Below are 15,906 nucleotides of genomic sequence, written 5' to 3'. Positions count from 1 at the left end.
CAAGGCACCCGGAGCCCCTATGTCCAGCACGCCCTATGTGATGACCCAAGCCCAAGCCCGTGAACTGCTCGGACAAATCGACGTGCCGCACGTCCTGCGCCAGCTGTTTCGTGATCTCGCGGCCGGGCAAGCGGTGCAGCCGCCCCAGCAACTGGTGGTGTTTCCCCAAGGCACCGGGGACTTCATCAACTACCTGGGCGTACTGGCGCAAGACCAGGTCTATGGCGTCAAGACCTCGCCCTATATCGTGCGCGAGCAAGGCCCATTGGTGACCGCCTGGACCTTGCTGATGTCGATGCAGACCGGCCAACCACTGCTGCTGTGCGATGCCGCCGAACTGACCACCGCCCGTACCGCCGCTACCACCGCCGTCGCCGTCGATGCCCTCGCCCCGCAAACCGCCAAGTGCCTGGCGGTCATCGGCAGCGGTGCGGTGGCCCAGGCGCACGTGCACTACGTCAAGGACCTGCGGGACTGGCAAGGCATCCGCCTCTATTCGCCAGGCCTGAAGACCAAGTCAGTACAGGAACGTGCCTCGCTCACCGGCCTGGACCCGCGCCTGCAAATCGCCGACACCCTCGAAGTCGCGTTGCAGGACGCCGATGTGGTGATGCTCTGCACTTCGTCCGCCAAAGCCGTGTTCGACCCACAGACTTTAGGCAAACCGGCGCTGATCACGTCCATCAGCACCAATGCCCCACGCGCCCACGAAATACCGCCCCAGCGCCTCAACGACATGGACGTGTTCTGCGACTATCGTCAGACCACCCCGGACTCGGCCGGGGAAATGCTGATCGCCGGCGAACAGCACGGCTGGGAGGCATCGCGCATCGTCGGCGACTTGCCTGAATTACTCAGCGAACACGTGGCGCGTCCCGACTACCAACGCCACGTATTCTTCCGCTCCATCGGCCTGGGGCTGGAGGATGTTGCGCTGGCAAATGCGCTTTACCGTTTGCACCGCAATATCTGACACAACTCGATTTCCTGTGGGAGCGGGCTTGCTCGCGAAAGCGGTGTGCCAGACACATCAATGTTGAATGTGCTGCCGCCTTCGCGAGCAAGCCCGCTCCCACCAGGGTCTGGCGAACGCCCGGCAATGTGCTCTACAGGAGAGCTTCATGACCTCAGCAGACTTCATCATCATCGGCGGCGGCATTGCCGGTGCTTCCACCGGTTACTGGCTGGCGCCCCACGGCCGGGTGATTGTGCTCGAACGCGAATCCCATCCGGCCTATCACTCCACCGGACGTTCGGCAGCGCTGTACACTGCCGCCTACGGCACCCCGCAGGTGCGGGCGCTGACCCAGGCCAGCCGGGATTTTTTCGACGCCCCGCCGGCCGGTTTCTGCGAGCACCCGTTGCTGAGTCCACGGGGCGAAATGACCGTGGATTTCACCGGCGACCCGGCCGAGCTGAACAACCAGTACTTGAGCGCCAAGGCCACGGTGCCGCAGATGCAACTGCTCAGCGCCGAAGAAGCCTGTGTGCGGCTGCCGATCCTGCGGCGGGACAAGGTCCACGGGGCGATCTATGACCCGACGGCCTGCGACATCGACACCGACGCCCTGCACCAGGGCTACTTACGCGGTATTCGCCGCAATGGCGGTGAAGTGCACACCGACAGTGAAGTGCTGGGCCTGAGCCGCGACGACCAGGGACTTTGGCAGGTGAAGACAACCAGCCGAAGCTTCACCGCCCCCATCGTGATCAACGCCGCCGGCGCCTGGGCCGATCAGGTGGCCGACCTGGCTGGCGCCCGGAAGCTGGGGCTGCAACCCAAGCGGCGTGCGGCATTCATCTTCGCCGGCCCCGAAGGCGTGGATATCCATGACTGGCCGATGCTGGTGAGTCTGGACGAATCCTTCTACATGAAGCCCGACGCCGGCATGTTCCTCGGCTCGCCGGCCAACGCCGACCCGGTGGAGCCTCACGACGTTCAGCCGGAAGAGCTGGACATCGCCATGGGCATCTACCAGATCGAAGAAGCCACCACCCTGACCATCCGCCGCCCGACCCGCACCTGGGCCGGATTGCGCAGTTTCGTCCACGACGGTGATCTGCTTTGCGGTTTCGATCCACAGGTGCCCGGACTGTTCTGGGTCGCGGCCCAGGGCGGCTACGGCATCCAGACGTCACCGGCCATGGGCCAGGCCAGCGCGGCGCTGGTGCGTGGCGAACCGCTGCCCGAAGCCCTGGCCCGTTTCGGCCTGAGCAGCGCCATGCTCTCCCCCAAGCGTTTGGGGTGAGCCAACCGGCGTGACGCATCGCCACGATTGCGGCACACTTCCCGCGCCCCTGTTCCACGGGGCGCTGACGCTGCCTGGAGCCCTGTCATGACCGCTTCGCCATCCGATCCGGCGCTGGAAAACTTCCGCACTATCGCCGACGCCATCGCCACGTTGTTCTACCCTCACGCCGAAGTGGTACTGCATGACCTGCGCACGCAGAAAGTCGATTACATCGCCAACAACCTGTCCAAGCGCGAGATTGGCGACGATTCGTCCTTGGAAGACATGCTCAGCGAGGACGTCAACGAACGTAATATCGGGCCGTATGAAAAACTGAACTGGGACGGCCAGAAGATCCGCAGCCTCAGCAGCGTATTGCACGATGCCAGCGGTCATCCGCTGGCGGTGCTGTGCATCAACCTGAATATTTCGCTGTTCGAGAATGCCAAGGCCGCGTTGGATTTGTTCCTGTCGCCGGGCAAGTTGATTCCCCAGCCGGACTCACTGTTTCGCGATGACTGGCAGGAGCGGATCAACACCTTCCTGCACGCCTGGATGCGCGAGCGTCAGCTGAGCCTGAACCTGTTGACCCGCGATCACAAACGCGAGCTGGTGCTGGCGCTGCATGCCGAAGGCGCCTTCAAGGGCAAGAGCGCGTCCAACTATGTGGCCAATGTGCTGAACATGGGGCGGGCAACGGTGTACAAGCATTTGAAGGAGTTGAAGGGCTGAAATCTGCTTTGCCAGGTCTGACGCCTTCGCGAGCAAGCCCGCTCCCACAAGGGATCTTCGTCGGACATATAACTTGTGTTCAACGCAAATCCAGTGTGGGAGCGGGCTTGCTCGCGAAGGCGATGTTTCAGTCGCCGTAGATATCCGACTTGAAATACTTGGCCTGGATCTCCTGGTACTTCCCATTGGCCCGAATCCCATCGATGGCCTTGTTCAAGTCCGCCACCAGTTGGGTATTGCCCTTGCGCACCGCGATACCGGCGCCCTCACCGACGTATTTCGGGTCCTTGAGTTCGGGACCGACAAACGCGTAGCCCTTGCCACGGGGCATCGACAGGAAGTCTTCCAGCGGGATGGTGTCGGCGAAAATCGCGTCCAGCCGACCGGACGCCAGGTCCATGTAGATTTCTTCGTTGTTGCTATAGCGCTTGACGGTCACACCCTTGGGTTCGAGCACTTCAGTGGCGTAGCGGTCAGTGGTGGTGGCCCGTTGCACGCCCACGGTCTTGCCCTTGAGGCTGGCGTACTGGTCATCGACCACCGCCCCTTCCCTCATGACCAGGCGCGATGAGGTGAAGTAGTACTTATGAGTGAAATCCACCGACTTCTTGCGCTCTTCGGTGATGGTCATGGACGACAGCGCCAGGTCGATTTTCTTCACCTTGAGCGACGGAATCAGCCCGTCGAACTCACCCTCGATCCATTCGCACTTGACCTGCATCTGCGCGCACAGGGCATTGCCAATGTCGTAGTCGAACCCCTCGATTTTCCCTTCCGAGGTCTTGGACGCAAACGGCGGATAAGCCGCCTCGATGCCGATGCGCAAGGTTTTCTCCGCGGCGAACAGGCTGCTGGAGGCCAACAGGCTCAAGGCCAGGCCGGTGATGAGGGGGAGTTTGCTCATGATCAATCTCTCGCAGGTTGTTGTTGGTTTGGCAGAGAAAGGTGGACGCAGTTGCTTTGTACTTATAAATCCATACTGGACTTTAATGTACATATCGTCAATCGGTAGGCAGGGGGATGTGATGGGTGGCTGATGGCCTCATCGCGAGCAAGCTCGCTCCCACAGGGGATCCTTGATGCATAAAGATCCAGTGTGGGGCGAGCTTGCTCGCGATAGCGGGCTCATGGCTTGCGAAACAACAGGGGACTTACTGCTTCCAGCGATCCGCCGCCGCATGATCACTGTCCCGCCCTTCAACCCAGCGCGGGCCGTCGACGGTGTTTTCCTTTTTCCAGAACGGCGCACGGGTCTTGAGGTAGTCCATGACAAAGGCGCAGGCGTCGAAGGCCGCCTGGCGATGAGCACTGGCGGCCGCGACGAAGACTATCGGCTCCCCCGGCTCCAGGGCACCGATGCGGTGCAGCACTTCCAGCTTGAGCAACGGCCAGCGCTGCTCGGCCTCGGTGGCGATCTTGCCCAGGGCCTTTTCAGTCATGCCCGGATAGTGCTCCAGGATCATCCCGGACACGTCGAGGCCGTCATTGAAGTCGCGCACGTAGCCGACGAAGCTCACCACCGCCCCCACGCCGACATTGGCCGCGTGCATCGCGTTGACTTCCGCCCCCGGATCGAACGGCTCGGCCTGTACACGAATCGCCATGGCTCAGCCTCCGGTCACGGTAGGAAAGAACGCCACTTCGTCACCGTCCGCCAGGGGCTCGTCGAGCTGGCACAGGTCTTCGTTGCGTGCGCACATCAGGTTCTGCTCCTTCAGCACGTCGGCACCGTCACGCTGGGCAAGCAGCACGCGCACGTCGTCGACCGTGGCGAACTCGCCTTCCACCTTTACCGCATCCACACCAAGCGCTTCACGGTAACGGGCAAAGAACTTCACGGTAATCTTCATGACGCATCCGCCTGGAAATGGCCGCTCTTGCCACCGAGTTTTTCCAGCACTCGTACGCCTTCGATAGTCATGCCACGGTCGACGGCCTTGCACATGTCGTAGATGGTCAGCGCGGCGACGCTGGCGGCCGTGAGGGCCTCCATTTCCACGCCGGTCTGCCCCGACAGTTTGCAGCGGGCGACAATGCGCACCCGATCCTCGCCCTCGGCGTTGAGCTCGACCTTGACGCCGGTGAGCAGCAGCGGGTGGCAGAGCGGAATCAGGTCACTGGTTTTCTTGGCAGCCTGGATGCCGGCGATGCGCGCGACGGCGAACACATCGCCCTTGGGATGACCGCCGCTGACGATCATCTGCAACGTGGCGGGCAGCATGCGCACAAAAGCCTCGGCCGTGGCTTCACGGAACGTCACGGCCTTGTCGGTCACGTCGACCATATTGGCGCGACCTTGGGAATCGAGATGAGTCAGCACAGGGTTACTCCTGATCGGGAATGTCGATTGTAAACCTGTGGGTCAGAAACCGGCACGCCTGATTGTCGCACCGATGACGACCTGCAATTTTCAGACACTGCAAATCCTTTGTGGGAGCGGGCTTGCTCGCGAAAGCGGAGTGTCAGACAGCCTATTTATAACTGTTATACCGCCTTCGCGAGCAAGCCCGCTCCCACAGGGTTATTGGCCGGGCACAAAAAACCGGGCGATGGTGAGATCGCCCGGTTGGGTTGGGTTGGGGTTACAGGTGGGATTCGGCGTATTCGGCCAGGATCGAGCGCGGTACGCCCTGCAGGGTGATGTGGACTCCGTTGGGGAAGTCCTTGAAGCGTTCGGTCAGGTAGGTCAGCCCGGAGCTGGTCGCGGACAGGTAAGGGGTATCGATCTGCGCCAGGTTACCCAGGCACACCACTTTGGAACCGGCGCCGGCACGGGTGATGATGGTTTTCATCTGGTGCGGGGTCAGGTTCTGGCATTCGTCGATCAGAATCAGGCTCTGCTGGAAGCTGCGCCCGCGAATGTAGTTGAGGGATTTGAACTGCAACGGCACTTTGCTGAGGATGTAGTCGACGCTGCCATGGGTGCTTTCGTCATCCATGTGCAAGGCTTCGAGGTTGTCGGTGATCGCCCCCAGCCACGGCTCCATTTTCTCCGCCTCGGTGCCAGGCAGGAAACCGATCTCCTGGTCCAGGCCCTGCACGCTGCGAGTGGCGATGATGCGCCGGTAGCGCTTGCTGACCATGGTCTGCTCGATGGCGGCGGCCAGGGCCAGGATGGTCTTGCCGGAACCGGCGGCGCCGGACAGGTTGACCAGGTGGATATCCGGGTCGAGCAAGGCGAACAGGGCCAGGCTCTGGTAGATGTCACGAGGCTTGAGGCCCCAGGCCTCCTGGTGCAGCAGCGGTTCCTGGTGCAGGTCGAGGATCAGCAGTTTGTCGACCTGGATTTCCTTGATCCAGCCGACGAAGCCTTGTTCGTCGATGATGAACTCGTTGATGTGCACGGCCGGCAGGTTGTCGATCAGTTGTACCTGGTGCCAGGTGCGGCCATGGTCCTGGCGAGTCTCGACCTTGCTCACACGATCCCAGAAGGAGCCGGTCATGGTGTGGTAGCCGTTGGGCAACAGCGAAACGTCGTCAACCAGTTGGTCGGTGCTGTAGTCCTCCGCCGCGATCCCGCAGGCGCGGGCCTTGAGGCGCATGTTGATGTCTTTGGTCACCAACACCACGGCCTGGTCCTTGTTGCGCGCGTGCAGGTCGATCAACTGGTTGATGATGATGTTGTCGTTCAGGTGTTCAGGCAGCACCAGGTTGGGCTCGGTGCGCTTGCTCATCAGGATAGAAAGCAGGCCCTTGGGACCACTTTTGCCGCGCTGGATCGGCACGCCGAGCTCAACGTCTTCCGGGGAAGCATCCCCCAAGGTCTTGTCGATCAGGCGGATCGCCTGCCGGCATTCGGCCGCAACGCTGTGGTGCCCGCTCTTGAGCTTGTCCAGTTCCTCAAGCACGGTCATCGGGATGGCGACGTGGTGTTCTTCGAAGTTCAGGAGCGCGTTTGGATCGTGGATCAATACGTTGGTATCGAGTACATAGAGGATTGGCTGGTTGGAGGAAGGGCTACGTCCGTGGTCATCCATACTCGGTCACCTATGTGGGGGCCATTCGACGCAATACCGTGACAGTGCTGCGCCTCGAGGTAGCCACCGAATTCACCCGCGAGGATTCAGGTGAACTGCACACAATCTGGGTCTTGGAAGACGCCACCTGTGTTGCAGGTTTCGGCGGTCTGACTTCTTGATACTCCAAAAACCATGACAGGAAAAAGCACTTTGACGCTTTTTTGAAGTTTATTTTTCAGAGTGACGAATAACCCTTGGCGTACCGCCGTCGCACCGTTAAAGTCGGAAGTCCGGTTGTCATCAATGTGTCCCGGATTTTCCTCCTTCCCCAATGTTTCCGGGCCCTTCCCAGTTTCAGCGAAACGCTTCCTGACAGTCCGCCCAACCGATCCCGCTCTGCGCCGTCTGCGCCATGAGCCAGGGCATCGCCGTTTTCACCCCATCCTGCTTGGCGTTGAAATTGATCACCCCGTGGCGCCACAACAGCATCAGGGTCAGCACACGCTGGGCACTTTGCTCAGGCTTGAGCCGATTGCCGCTGTCCTGGGGATCGATGTCCCACAGCGCCACCTGCAGGCCCTGCTGCCGGAAAAATCCTTCGGCATCGCCACGACGCTGGCCTTGGGGCGGGCGGAACAGCGGCACGTAATTCTCGGGCAGCTTGCCCTTGACCAGCTCGACACTGCGCCGGACCGAGTCTTGCCAGTCCTGCCAATGGCTGTGGGAACGGTATTCCCAGCCCTGCACACCCACGCACTGTCCGGCATACAGCATCTGCAGACTGTTGACCGAACGCTCTTCCAGCCGCGCCTGGATGTCCTTGCCCAGCACGAAGAAGGTGCCGTTCATGTTCGCCTTGCGCAGGTATTCGGTCAGCCACGGAGTGTTGTCCGGCATGACGTTGGCGGCGCTGTCGAAGGTCAACAGGAACAGCCGGTCGTTCATGTCCTCGCCGTTGCGCTCGTATTCGCCAAAACGGGCGATTTCACTGCTGGTTTGCGGAAAAAGCGCGGCTTTGCGCAGCAGTTCATCACGATATTGCGTATGAAAGATCTGACTCGGTGCCGCCCATTTGATGTAGTAGGAGTCGTCATCGAGATGGAACCTGCGGGCCTCTTCACGCAGGGTCGCCATGTCCTCGACCAGATAACAGAAAGACGCATCCTGATCGCAACTGCGCTGGGCAAAGTTGTAGTTGCTCAACAACCGTTGCCACAGCCGGGCGCGAAGGGCGTCGATCGCGGCCATATTGACTGTGCGCAGCCCCAGGTACTGCTTCAACGCGATTTCGTCCATGGCATCGACGTCCAGCAAGCCCCGGGCGAACATCAGGATCTCGGCCCGCGAAGCCACGTCGAACAGCGTCGGGCTGGTGAGTTGTTCTGGCCAGGTCGTGCGGTCCAGGGTGGCGACGTCGTTGGGCGCCGCGAGGGCGCCGAAGCTCAACAGCCAGGCCGATAACACAAGGGCGATGCGCAAAAGGGATGTCTCCATAACGAAACCCGCGCGGCATCATAGCCGATCCTGATGAGCTCATTACGGGAAGGGAGCGCGTTGTGGAAAGACAAGCTTTTGTGAAGAGACATGCTTTTGTGGCGAGGGAGCTTGCTCCCGCTGGGTTGCGAAGCGACCCCAAGGAAGATGGCGACCGCTTCGCGCTCGAGCGGGAGCAAGCTCCCTCGCCACAAAAACCCATCAATGCTCGCCCACCCATCACCTATTGCCTCGATAGCTGGAGTCCACCCGGACAACCCCCTAGAATCGCCGAACCTTCAAGGAGACGATTGCATGCTGATGGTGATTTCCCCCGCCAAGACCCTCGATTACGAAACACCGCCGGCCACCGCGCGCTTTACCCAGCCGCAGTACCTGGATCACTCCCAGGAACTGATCGAACAGTTGCGCGAACTCTCGCCAGCACAAATCAGTGAGCTGATGCACGTCTCCGACAAGATCGGCGGCCTCAATGCCGCGCGATTCGGCAGCTGGACGCCGGCGTTCACCCCAGCCAACGCTAAGCAGGCGCTGCTGGCCTTCAAGGGTGACGTGTACACCGGCCTCGATGCGCAAAGCCTTGGCGAAGCCGACTTCGACTATGCCCAGCAACATTTGCGCATGCTCTCCGGCCTCTATGGCCTGCTGCGCCCACTGGACCTGATGCAACCCTATCGCCTGGAGATGGGCACGAAGCTGGCCAATGCCCGCGGCAAGGACCTGTATGCCTTCTGGGGCACGCGCATCAGCGAATGGCTGAACGAAGCCCTGGCCGACCAGGGCGACGACGTGCTGCTGAACCTGGCGTCCAATGAATACTTCTCCGCGGTCAAGCGCAGCGCACTGAAAGCGCGCGTCATCGATACCGAATTCCGCGACTTGAAAAACGGCCAGTACAAGATCATCAGCTTCTACGCCAAAAAAGCCCGAGGCCTGATGAGTCGTTTCGTCATTGAAGAACGCATCAACGACCCTGCGGCACTCAGCCAATTCGATGTTCAGGGTTATCGCTTCAATGCACAACAATCGAGCCAGGACAAACTAGTGTTCTTGCGCGATCACGCTCCCGAATAAGGCATAACCTTATATCGCCCCTGATCGGGGGCTTCGATCAAGCCCCGATCTATCATCTTAGTTCCCCGCCTGTTTCGCCAGTTTCGTGACGTCAATAAATCGCCCTACTCCCCCACTAACTTTTCTTTCACTCGACACTCGTCAGTTTTTTGCGTAGTGGCACCAAAAATTTTTATCCGTAGTGGCACAAAACTATCTACCCCTCCTAACTCCCCATTAACAAAGGATGAAACGGCAAGTGCCATCATATTGAGGGCAGTGCCATCTTGGATAATATTTCGAAAAATTTCGAAAATCGCGATGAGCGGATCGGAACTATGTGAAATTGCACGGCTCATACCACCCGTAACGATTCTCACGGAGCGTGTAAGAGATGACTTACATAGGCCGTCGATCGAAGTAACCAAGTTGTCATGGCAATTTAGCGAAACGGTCGCCTATTTGGATCCATCTTATAAAGGACAGGAGATAACGCACCATTACTATCCCCTACAAGGCCAAGGCTGCGCCCCTATAACGTGCTCACCCGAGCACACAAGCTTCTGATTTTGTGGGCTTTTGCCAGGGATCAGAGGTGAGAGATTTTTGCACGAGCGTTCTTGATTCACAGGGACTGGCTGCATAACAGGGCAGGTCATAACAACTAGGCCGCTTTGCGCACAACTTGAGTGCACTTATTTAGACACTCGGAACTTAAGTATGCCTGCACACGGCACTGTGGCGCCTGCATTCCACACTTCCGAGTGCTCGATGACCGCTGAACACTATTAACTCCGGCCATTTAATGGCGTGAAAACAGAGGTAAATGCGATGCGCATTAGCATATTTGGTTTGGGTTACGTCGGTGCAGTATGTGCCGGTTGCCTGTCTGCACGGGGCCATGATGTAGTTGGCGTGGATGTCGCCAAAGACAAAATCGACATGATCAACGCCGGTAAATCGCCGATCGTTGAACCTGGTCTTGGTGAGCTATTGGCGCAAGGCATTCAAACTGGCCGACTGCGCGGCACGACCAACTTCGCCGAGGCGATTCGCGATACTGACCTGTCGATGATCTGCGTCGGTACCCCGAGCAAAAAGAACGGCGACCTTGAACTGAACTACATCGAAGCGGTGTGCCGCGAGATTGGTTTTGTCCTGCGTGACAAGACCACCCGCCACACTATCGTAGTTCGCAGCACCGTATTGCCAGGCACCGTGGCAAACGTTGTGATCCCGATCCTGGAAGACTGCTCCGGCAAGAAAGCCGGCGTCGATTTCGGTGTCGCGGTCAACCCTGAGTTCCTGCGCGAAAGCACCGCGATCAAAGACTACGACCAGCCGCCGATGACCGTTATCGGTGAGTTCGACACCGCCTCCGGTGACGTCCTGCAGTCGCTGTATGAAGAACTCGATGCGCCGATCATCCGCAAGGACATCGCCGTCGCCGAGATGATCAAGTACACCTGCAACGTGTGGCACGCCACCAAGGTGACCTTCGCCAACGAGATCGGCAACATCGCCAAGGCCGTCGGCGTCGATGGTCGTGAAGTGATGGACGTGGTCTGCCAGGACAAGACCCTGAACCTGTCCCAGTACTACATGCGCCCAGGCTTCGCCTTCGGCGGCTCCTGCCTGCCCAAGGATGTTCGCGCCCTGACCTACCGCGCCGGTGCCCTGGACGTGGAAGCGCCGCTGCTCAACTCGCTGATGCGCAGCAACGAGTCCCAGGTGCAGAACGCCTTCGACATCGTTTCCAGCCACGACAAGCGCAAAGTCGCCCTGTTGGGCCTGAGCTTCAAGGCCGGCACCGACGACCTGCGTGAAAGCCCGCTGGTGGAATTGGCGGAAATGCTGATCGGCAAGGGTTTCGACCTGAAGATCTACGACAGCAACGTCGAATACGCCCGCGTCCACGGTGCGAACAAGGATTACATCGAGTCGAAGATTCCTCACGTCTCGTCCTTGCTCAACGCCGACTTCGACTCGGTGATCGACAGCTCCGACATCATCATCCTGGGTAACCGCGACGAGAAGTTCCGCGCGCTGACCGAAAACGTACCGGAAGGCAAGCAGGTCATCGACCTGGTCGGCTTCATGTCCAAGGCCACCAACCCGAGTGGCCGGACCGAAGGCATCTGCTGGTAAGTCTGTTTGCCGGCCGGGGCATGCCTCGGCCGGCCTTTCGCCTGCCTTAACCCATCGGGCCGCCCACAAGGCCCGCCCGAGATAGAGACGGATGCAGATTATGCACAGGCTAAAGAACGGCCTGCTTCAGGCCGCCGGTTGGCTGTTTTACTTGAGTTTATTGATGGGCATCGCCATGGCGCTGCCCACGTCCACGTTCGACTCCGAATCCAAGGATTTCATCTTCCTGATCGGCGCCGTGGGCATCTGGCGTTACTCCATGGGAGCAACGCATTTCGTGCGCGGCATGATCTTCCTGTACATCGTCTACCCACACCTGCGCCGCAAGGTCCGCAAGCTGGGCAAGGCGGCGGATCCGTCCCACGTGTACCTGATGGTCACCAGCTTCCGGATCGACGCGCTGACCACTGCTCAGGTGTATGGCTCGGTGATCCGCGAAGCCATCGACTGCGGGCTGCCCACCACCGTGGTCTGCTCCATCGTGGAAATGTCCGACGAATTGCTGGTCAAGAGTCTCTGGAGCCGTATGAACCCGCCTGAGCGGGTCAAGCTGGACTTCGTGCGTATCCCTGGCACCGGCAAGCGTGACGGCCTGGCCTACGGCTTCCGCGCTATCTCCCGCCACTTGCCGGACGACCGCGCCGTGGTCGCCGTGATCGATGGCGACACCGTGCTCGCCGAAGGCGTCGTGCGCAAGACCGTGCCGTGGTTCCAGCTGTTCGGCAACGTCGGCGGCCTGACCACCAACGAGTTCTGCGAAGTACGCGGCGGCTACATCATGAGCGAGTGGCACAAACTGCGCTTCGCCCAGCGGCACATCAACATGTGCTCCATGGCCTTGTCCAAGCGTGTGCTGACCATGACCGGGCGCATGTCGGTGTTCCGCGCCACCGTGGTCACCAACCCGGACTTCATCGCCGACGTGGAAAGCGACTCGCTGCAACACTGGCGCCTGGGCCGCTTCAAGTTCCTGACCGGTGACGACAAGTCGAGCTGGTTCAGCCTGATGCGCCTGGGCTACGACACGTTCTACGTGCCCGATGCGGCGATCAACACCGTCGAGCATCCGCCGGAGAAGAGCTTCATCAAGGCCAGCCGCAAGCTGATGTTTCGCTGGTACGGCAACAACCTGCGGCAGAACTCCCGGGCACTGGGTCTGGGCATGCGCCGTCTGGGCCTGTTCACCTCGGTGGTGCTGTTCGACCAGCGGGTATCGATGTGGACCTCGCTGCTGGGCCTGACCGTGGCACTGATCGCCAGCTTCAAGTACGGCACCGCGTTCATTCTGGTGTACCTGCTGTGGATCGGCATCACCCGGTTGCTGCTGACCCTGTTGCTGTCGTGCTCGGGACACAAGATCGGCCCTGCCTACCCGGCGATTCTCTATTACAACCAGATCGTCGGTGCCTTGGTGAAGATCTACGTGTTCTTCCGCCTCGACCAGCAGTCCTGGACCCGCCAGCCCACCTCACTGACCCGTGATCTCGCCAGCTTTCAACGTTGGTTCAACACTTGGTCGTCTCGGACCATGACCTTCTCCGCCGGCAGCATTTTTGTCGCCGTGCTGCTGACGATGGTCTGACCGGACTTGAATGAATTAACTAGGAAATCGCCCCTATGAACACCGCCGTGAATGTCAACGTAGTGCATGAATCCGAAGCCCAGCGCCAACATGCCCGGGTCAAAATCCCGGCCAAGCTGCGCTTCTTCGGCCCCGACCGTACGCCCATGGAAGTCAAGGTCCTGGACCTGTCCGCCGGTGGGCTGTGCTTCAACGCCGGCCAACTGCCGCTCAAGGTTGGCGAGACCTACAAGGCTCGCCTGCAGTTTGTGATCGACAACCTTGGCCTGGCCATGGACGTGGAATTGCAGATCCGTTCCTACGACCGCCAGACCGGCCGCACCGGTTGCCAGTTCCAGAACCTGGAGCCACGGGACATCTCGACACTGCGTCACATCATCACCTCGCACCTGGCCGGCGACATCGTCGGTGTCGGTGACGTGCTGGCGACCCTGCAGCGCGACAACTTCACCAAGGCCCGCAAGCAGAAAGACGAAAACGGTGGCATGAGTGCCATGGGTCGCCTGCGCGCCGTGACCTTCAGCCTGGGGGTCTTCGTCGTTGGCCTGGCGGCGTTCGGCTTCATCTTCAAGTCGGTGTACGGCATGTACTTCGTCAGCCACGCCCAGGCCGGCCTGGTGAACGTACCGGGCATGGCCATCACCATGCCGCGCGACGGCACCGTGCAGAGCCTGGTCAAGGCCGACGGCGTGGCCGCCAAGGGCGCCCCGCTGGCGACCTTCAGCACCAGCATGCTCGACGTGCTCAAGGGTCACCTGGACGACAACCAGTTGCAGCCGGCCAAGGTCGAGGAGCTGTTTGGCAAGCAAATGACTGGCACCCTGACCTCCCCGTGCGACTGCATCGTGGCCCAGCAACTGGTCGCCAACGGCCAGTACGCCAGCAAGGGCGACGTGATCTTCCAACTGGTCCCACGGGGCACCGAAGCCAACGTCGAAGCGCGCTTCTCCTATCGCCAGTTCGGCGACGTGCGCCCAGGTACCCCGGTCAGCTTCCAGGTCGCCGGCGAAGACACCACCCGTACCGGCAAGATCGTCAGCAGCACCAGCCTGAAAAGTGCCGACCTGTCCTCCGATATCCGTGTGCTGATCCAACCTGACGAACCCCTGGACAGCGCGCTGGCCGGCCGTCCGGTAGAAGTCACCAGCGACCGTGGTCCGAACCTGAACTGGCTGATCGACAAAGCCATGGCCGTCGGTATTTAAGTCGAGGATATGCCCGTGACCATTATAAAAATCCTGAACAGCCCACAGACCCTGTGGGAGCGAGCTTGCTCGCGAAAGGATCCACGCGGTCAGGATGGTATGCCGCAAGCTCGTTCACCCATGGGAACACTGTGTGCCCTGGCCTTGGCCGTCAGCCTGGCCGGTTGCGCCGGCCTGCCCGACCAGCGCCTGGCCAATGAAGCGCTCAAGCGCGGCGATACGGCGCTGGCGCAGCAGAACTATCAGCAACTGGCCGACCTGGGTTACAGCGAGGCCCAGGTGGGCCTGGCCGACATCCAGGTGGACAGCCGCGACCCCGAGCAGATGAAAAAAGCCGAGGCGACTTACCGCGCCGCGGCCGATATCTCGCCACGGGCCCAGGCTCGCCTGGGTCGCCTGCTGGTGGCCAAGCCCGGTTCCACCGAAGCGGAAAAACACGAAGCCGAAGGCCTGTTGAAGAAAGCCTTCGCCAACGGAGAAGGTAACACCCTGATTCCGCTGGCGATGCTGTACCTGCAATATCCCCACAGCTTCCCGAACGTCAACGCCCAACAGCAGATCAGCCAATGGCGCAGCGCCGGCTACCCGGAAGCGGGCCTGGCGCAGATTCTGCTCTACCGTACCCAGGGCACCTACGACCAGCATCTGGATGAAGTCGAGAAGGTCTGCAAGGCCGCGCTGGCGACCACGGACATCTGCTACGTCGAACTGGCCACGGTCTATCAGAAACGCGGCCAGCCGGAACAGCAGGCCGCATTGCTCAAGCAGATGCAGGACGGTCACGCCCGTGGCGTCGTATCCGCCCAGCGCGTGGACAGCGTCGCCCGTGTCCTGGCCGATGCGAGCCTGGGCAAGACCGACGAAAAGACCGCCCAGTCGTTGCTCGAAGGCATCGCCCCAGGCTACCCCGCAGCCTGGGTCAGCCTGGCGCAACTGCTCTACGACTTCCCGGAACTGGGGGACGTCGACAAGATGATGCAGTACCTGGAAAACGGCCGCGCCGCCGACCAGCCTCGCGCCGAGCTGTTGTTGGGCAAGCTGTACTACGAAGGCAAGTGGGTCCCGGCCGATGCCAAGGCCGCCGAGGCGCATTTCCAGAAAGCCGTTGGCCGCGAAGTGGCTGCCGATTACTACCTCGGCCAGATCTATCGCCGCGGTTACCTGGGCCAGGTGTACTCGCAAAAAGCCCTGGACCACCTGCTCAAGGCCGCCCGCAACGGCCAGAACAGCGCCGACTTCGCCATTGCCCAGCTGTTCTCCCAGGGCAAGGGCACCAAGCCCAACCCGGTCAACGCTTATGTGTTCAGCCAGTTGGCCAAGGTGCAGAACACCCCGCAAGCCACCGAGCTTGCCCAAACCCTCGAAGCACAATTACCGCCGGAACAACTTGCACAAGCGCAACGCCTGCTACAACAAGAGCAGGCCATTCGCGGCGCAATGAGCCCCGATACGCTGGAACTGCAAGCCCTAAAAGAAGATGACGGCGAGGAACCTCTATGAAG

Annotated in this window: 15 protein-coding genes; 8 read left to right on the top strand and 7 right to left on the bottom strand. The window is 60.6% G+C overall.

The annotated features are described in order from the left end of the window. Positions 1-19: 19 nt before the first annotated feature. The 3 genes from BT125_RS18055 to BT125_RS18045 all read left to right on the top strand — a co-directional run bounded on the left by BT125_RS18055 (position 20) and on the right by BT125_RS18045 (position 2,963). A complete protein-coding gene (locus BT125_RS18055; RefSeq protein ID WP_072408939.1) occupies positions 20-973 on the top strand; it encodes an ornithine cyclodeaminase family protein in 954 nt (317 codons plus the stop codon). Between the two features lie 148 nt (positions 974-1,121). Next, positions 1,122-2,249 carry an NAD(P)/FAD-dependent oxidoreductase gene (locus BT125_RS18050; protein WP_072408937.1) on the top strand — a complete coding sequence of 376 codons (1,128 nt, stop codon included), beginning with the start codon at positions 1,122-1,124 and terminating at the stop codon, positions 2,247-2,249. Positions 2,250-2,336: 87 nt separating this feature from the next. Further along, positions 2,337-2,963: a helix-turn-helix transcriptional regulator gene (locus BT125_RS18045; protein WP_072408935.1), complete on the top strand. Its 627-nt coding sequence runs from the start codon at positions 2,337-2,339 to the stop codon at positions 2,961-2,963. Between the two features lie 127 nt (positions 2,964-3,090). Here the strand turns inward: BT125_RS18045 and BT125_RS18040 are convergent, their stop codons facing one another. The 6 genes from BT125_RS18040 to BT125_RS18015 form a co-directional block, all read right to left on the bottom strand. Further along, positions 3,091-3,867 (bottom strand): ABC transporter substrate-binding protein, encoded by a 777-nt coding sequence (locus tag BT125_RS18040; protein WP_072408933.1) that lies wholly within the window; start codon positions 3,865-3,867, stop codon positions 3,091-3,093. Positions 3,868-4,114: 247 nt separating this feature from the next. Further along, a complete protein-coding gene (gene moaE / locus BT125_RS18035) occupies positions 4,115-4,567 on the bottom strand; it encodes a molybdopterin synthase catalytic subunit MoaE (RefSeq protein WP_072408931.1) in 453 nt (150 codons plus the stop codon). A gap of 3 nt (positions 4,568-4,570) precedes the next feature. Next, the gene (locus BT125_RS18030; RefSeq protein ID WP_072408929.1) at positions 4,571-4,813 is read right to left on the bottom strand and encodes a MoaD/ThiS family protein; all 243 of its coding nucleotides are present in this window, start codon (positions 4,811-4,813) and stop codon (positions 4,571-4,573) included. Further along, the gene (gene moaC, locus BT125_RS18025; protein ID WP_072408928.1) at positions 4,810-5,283 is read right to left on the bottom strand and encodes a cyclic pyranopterin monophosphate synthase MoaC; all 474 of its coding nucleotides are present in this window, start codon (positions 5,281-5,283) and stop codon (positions 4,810-4,812) included. Before moaC ends, BT125_RS18030 begins: the two co-directional genes overlap by 4 nt. A gap of 262 nt (positions 5,284-5,545) precedes the next feature. Continuing rightward, positions 5,546-6,940, bottom strand: coding sequence for a PhoH family protein (locus BT125_RS18020; protein WP_072408927.1), 1,395 nt, complete (start codon positions 6,938-6,940; stop codon positions 5,546-5,548). 336 nt (positions 6,941-7,276) lie between these two features. After that, positions 7,277-8,401 carry a polysaccharide deacetylase family protein gene (locus BT125_RS18015; RefSeq protein ID WP_072408925.1) on the bottom strand — a complete coding sequence of 375 codons (1,125 nt, stop codon included), beginning with the start codon at positions 8,399-8,401 and terminating at the stop codon, positions 7,277-7,279. A 309-nt stretch (positions 8,402-8,710) separates the two neighbouring features. On the opposite strand from BT125_RS18015, the gene yaaA reads away from it, so the two are divergent. Further along, a complete protein-coding gene (yaaA, locus tag BT125_RS18010; RefSeq protein ID WP_072408923.1) occupies positions 8,711-9,490 on the top strand; it encodes a peroxide stress protein YaaA in 780 nt (259 codons plus the stop codon). Positions 9,491-9,594: 104 nt separating this feature from the next. Here the strand turns inward: yaaA and BT125_RS28915 are convergent, their stop codons facing one another. After that, positions 9,595-9,828: a hypothetical protein gene (locus tag BT125_RS28915; RefSeq protein WP_139271750.1), complete on the bottom strand. Its 234-nt coding sequence runs from the start codon at positions 9,826-9,828 to the stop codon at positions 9,595-9,597. Between the two features lie 472 nt (positions 9,829-10,300). Between BT125_RS28915 and BT125_RS18005 the strand changes: the two genes are divergently transcribed. The 4 genes from BT125_RS18005 (at position 10,301) to algK (ending at position 15,904) form a co-directional block, all read left to right on the top strand. Further along, positions 10,301-11,617 (top strand): nucleotide sugar dehydrogenase, encoded by a 1,317-nt coding sequence (locus BT125_RS18005; RefSeq protein ID WP_053124910.1) that lies wholly within the window; start codon positions 10,301-10,303, stop codon positions 11,615-11,617. A 100-nt stretch (positions 11,618-11,717) separates the two neighbouring features. Beyond that, positions 11,718-13,199, top strand: coding sequence for a mannuronan synthase (gene alg8, locus BT125_RS18000; RefSeq protein WP_371857816.1), 1,482 nt, complete (start codon positions 11,718-11,720; stop codon positions 13,197-13,199). Positions 13,200-13,234: 35 nt separating this feature from the next. Beyond that, positions 13,235-14,404 carry an alginate biosynthesis protein Alg44 gene (locus tag BT125_RS17990; RefSeq protein ID WP_072408919.1) on the top strand — a complete coding sequence of 390 codons (1,170 nt, stop codon included), beginning with the start codon at positions 13,235-13,237 and terminating at the stop codon, positions 14,402-14,404. Between the two features lie 15 nt (positions 14,405-14,419). Continuing rightward, positions 14,420-15,904, top strand: coding sequence for an alginate biosynthesis TPR repeat lipoprotein AlgK (gene algK, locus BT125_RS17985; RefSeq protein ID WP_072409072.1), 1,485 nt, complete (start codon positions 14,420-14,422; stop codon positions 15,902-15,904). Positions 15,905-15,906: the final 2 nt, after the last annotated feature.

The sequence above is a fragment of the Pseudomonas sp. NFACC04-2 genome (assembly GCF_900119265.1).
GTDB lineage: Bacteria > Pseudomonadota > Gammaproteobacteria > Pseudomonadales > Pseudomonadaceae > Aquipseudomonas > Aquipseudomonas fluorescens_AA.
This window is presented reverse-complemented; position numbering and strand designations above follow the sequence as displayed.

Coding starts and splice junctions, on each gene's coding strand:
- BT125_RS18055 (WP_072408939.1), top strand. CDS start 20: ATGTCCAGCACGCCCTATGTGATGACCCAAGCCCAAGCCCGTGAACTG.
- BT125_RS17990 (WP_072408919.1), top strand. CDS start 13,235: ATGAACACCGCCGTGAATGTCAACGTAGTGCATGAATCCGAAGCCCAG.
- BT125_RS18040 (WP_072408933.1), bottom strand. CDS start 3,867: ATGAGCAAACTCCCCCTCATCACCGGCCTGGCCTTGAGCCTGTTGGCC.
- BT125_RS18030 (WP_072408929.1), bottom strand. CDS start 4,813: ATGAAGATTACCGTGAAGTTCTTTGCCCGTTACCGTGAAGCGCTTGGT.
- BT125_RS28915 (WP_139271750.1), bottom strand. CDS start 9,828: ATGAGCCGTGCAATTTCACATAGTTCCGATCCGCTCATCGCGATTTTC.
- moaE (WP_072408931.1), bottom strand. CDS start 4,567: ATGGCGATTCGTGTACAGGCCGAGCCGTTCGATCCGGGGGCGGAAGTC.
- BT125_RS18020 (WP_072408927.1), bottom strand. CDS start 6,940: ATGGATGACCACGGACGTAGCCCTTCCTCCAACCAGCCAATCCTCTAT.
- BT125_RS18045 (WP_072408935.1), top strand. CDS start 2,337: ATGACCGCTTCGCCATCCGATCCGGCGCTGGAAAACTTCCGCACTATC.
- alg8 (WP_371857816.1), top strand. CDS start 11,718: ATGCACAGGCTAAAGAACGGCCTGCTTCAGGCCGCCGGTTGGCTGTTT.
- yaaA (WP_072408923.1), top strand. CDS start 8,711: ATGCTGATGGTGATTTCCCCCGCCAAGACCCTCGATTACGAAACACCG.
- BT125_RS18050 (WP_072408937.1), top strand. CDS start 1,122: ATGACCTCAGCAGACTTCATCATCATCGGCGGCGGCATTGCCGGTGCT.
- BT125_RS18005 (WP_053124910.1), top strand. CDS start 10,301: ATGCGCATTAGCATATTTGGTTTGGGTTACGTCGGTGCAGTATGTGCC.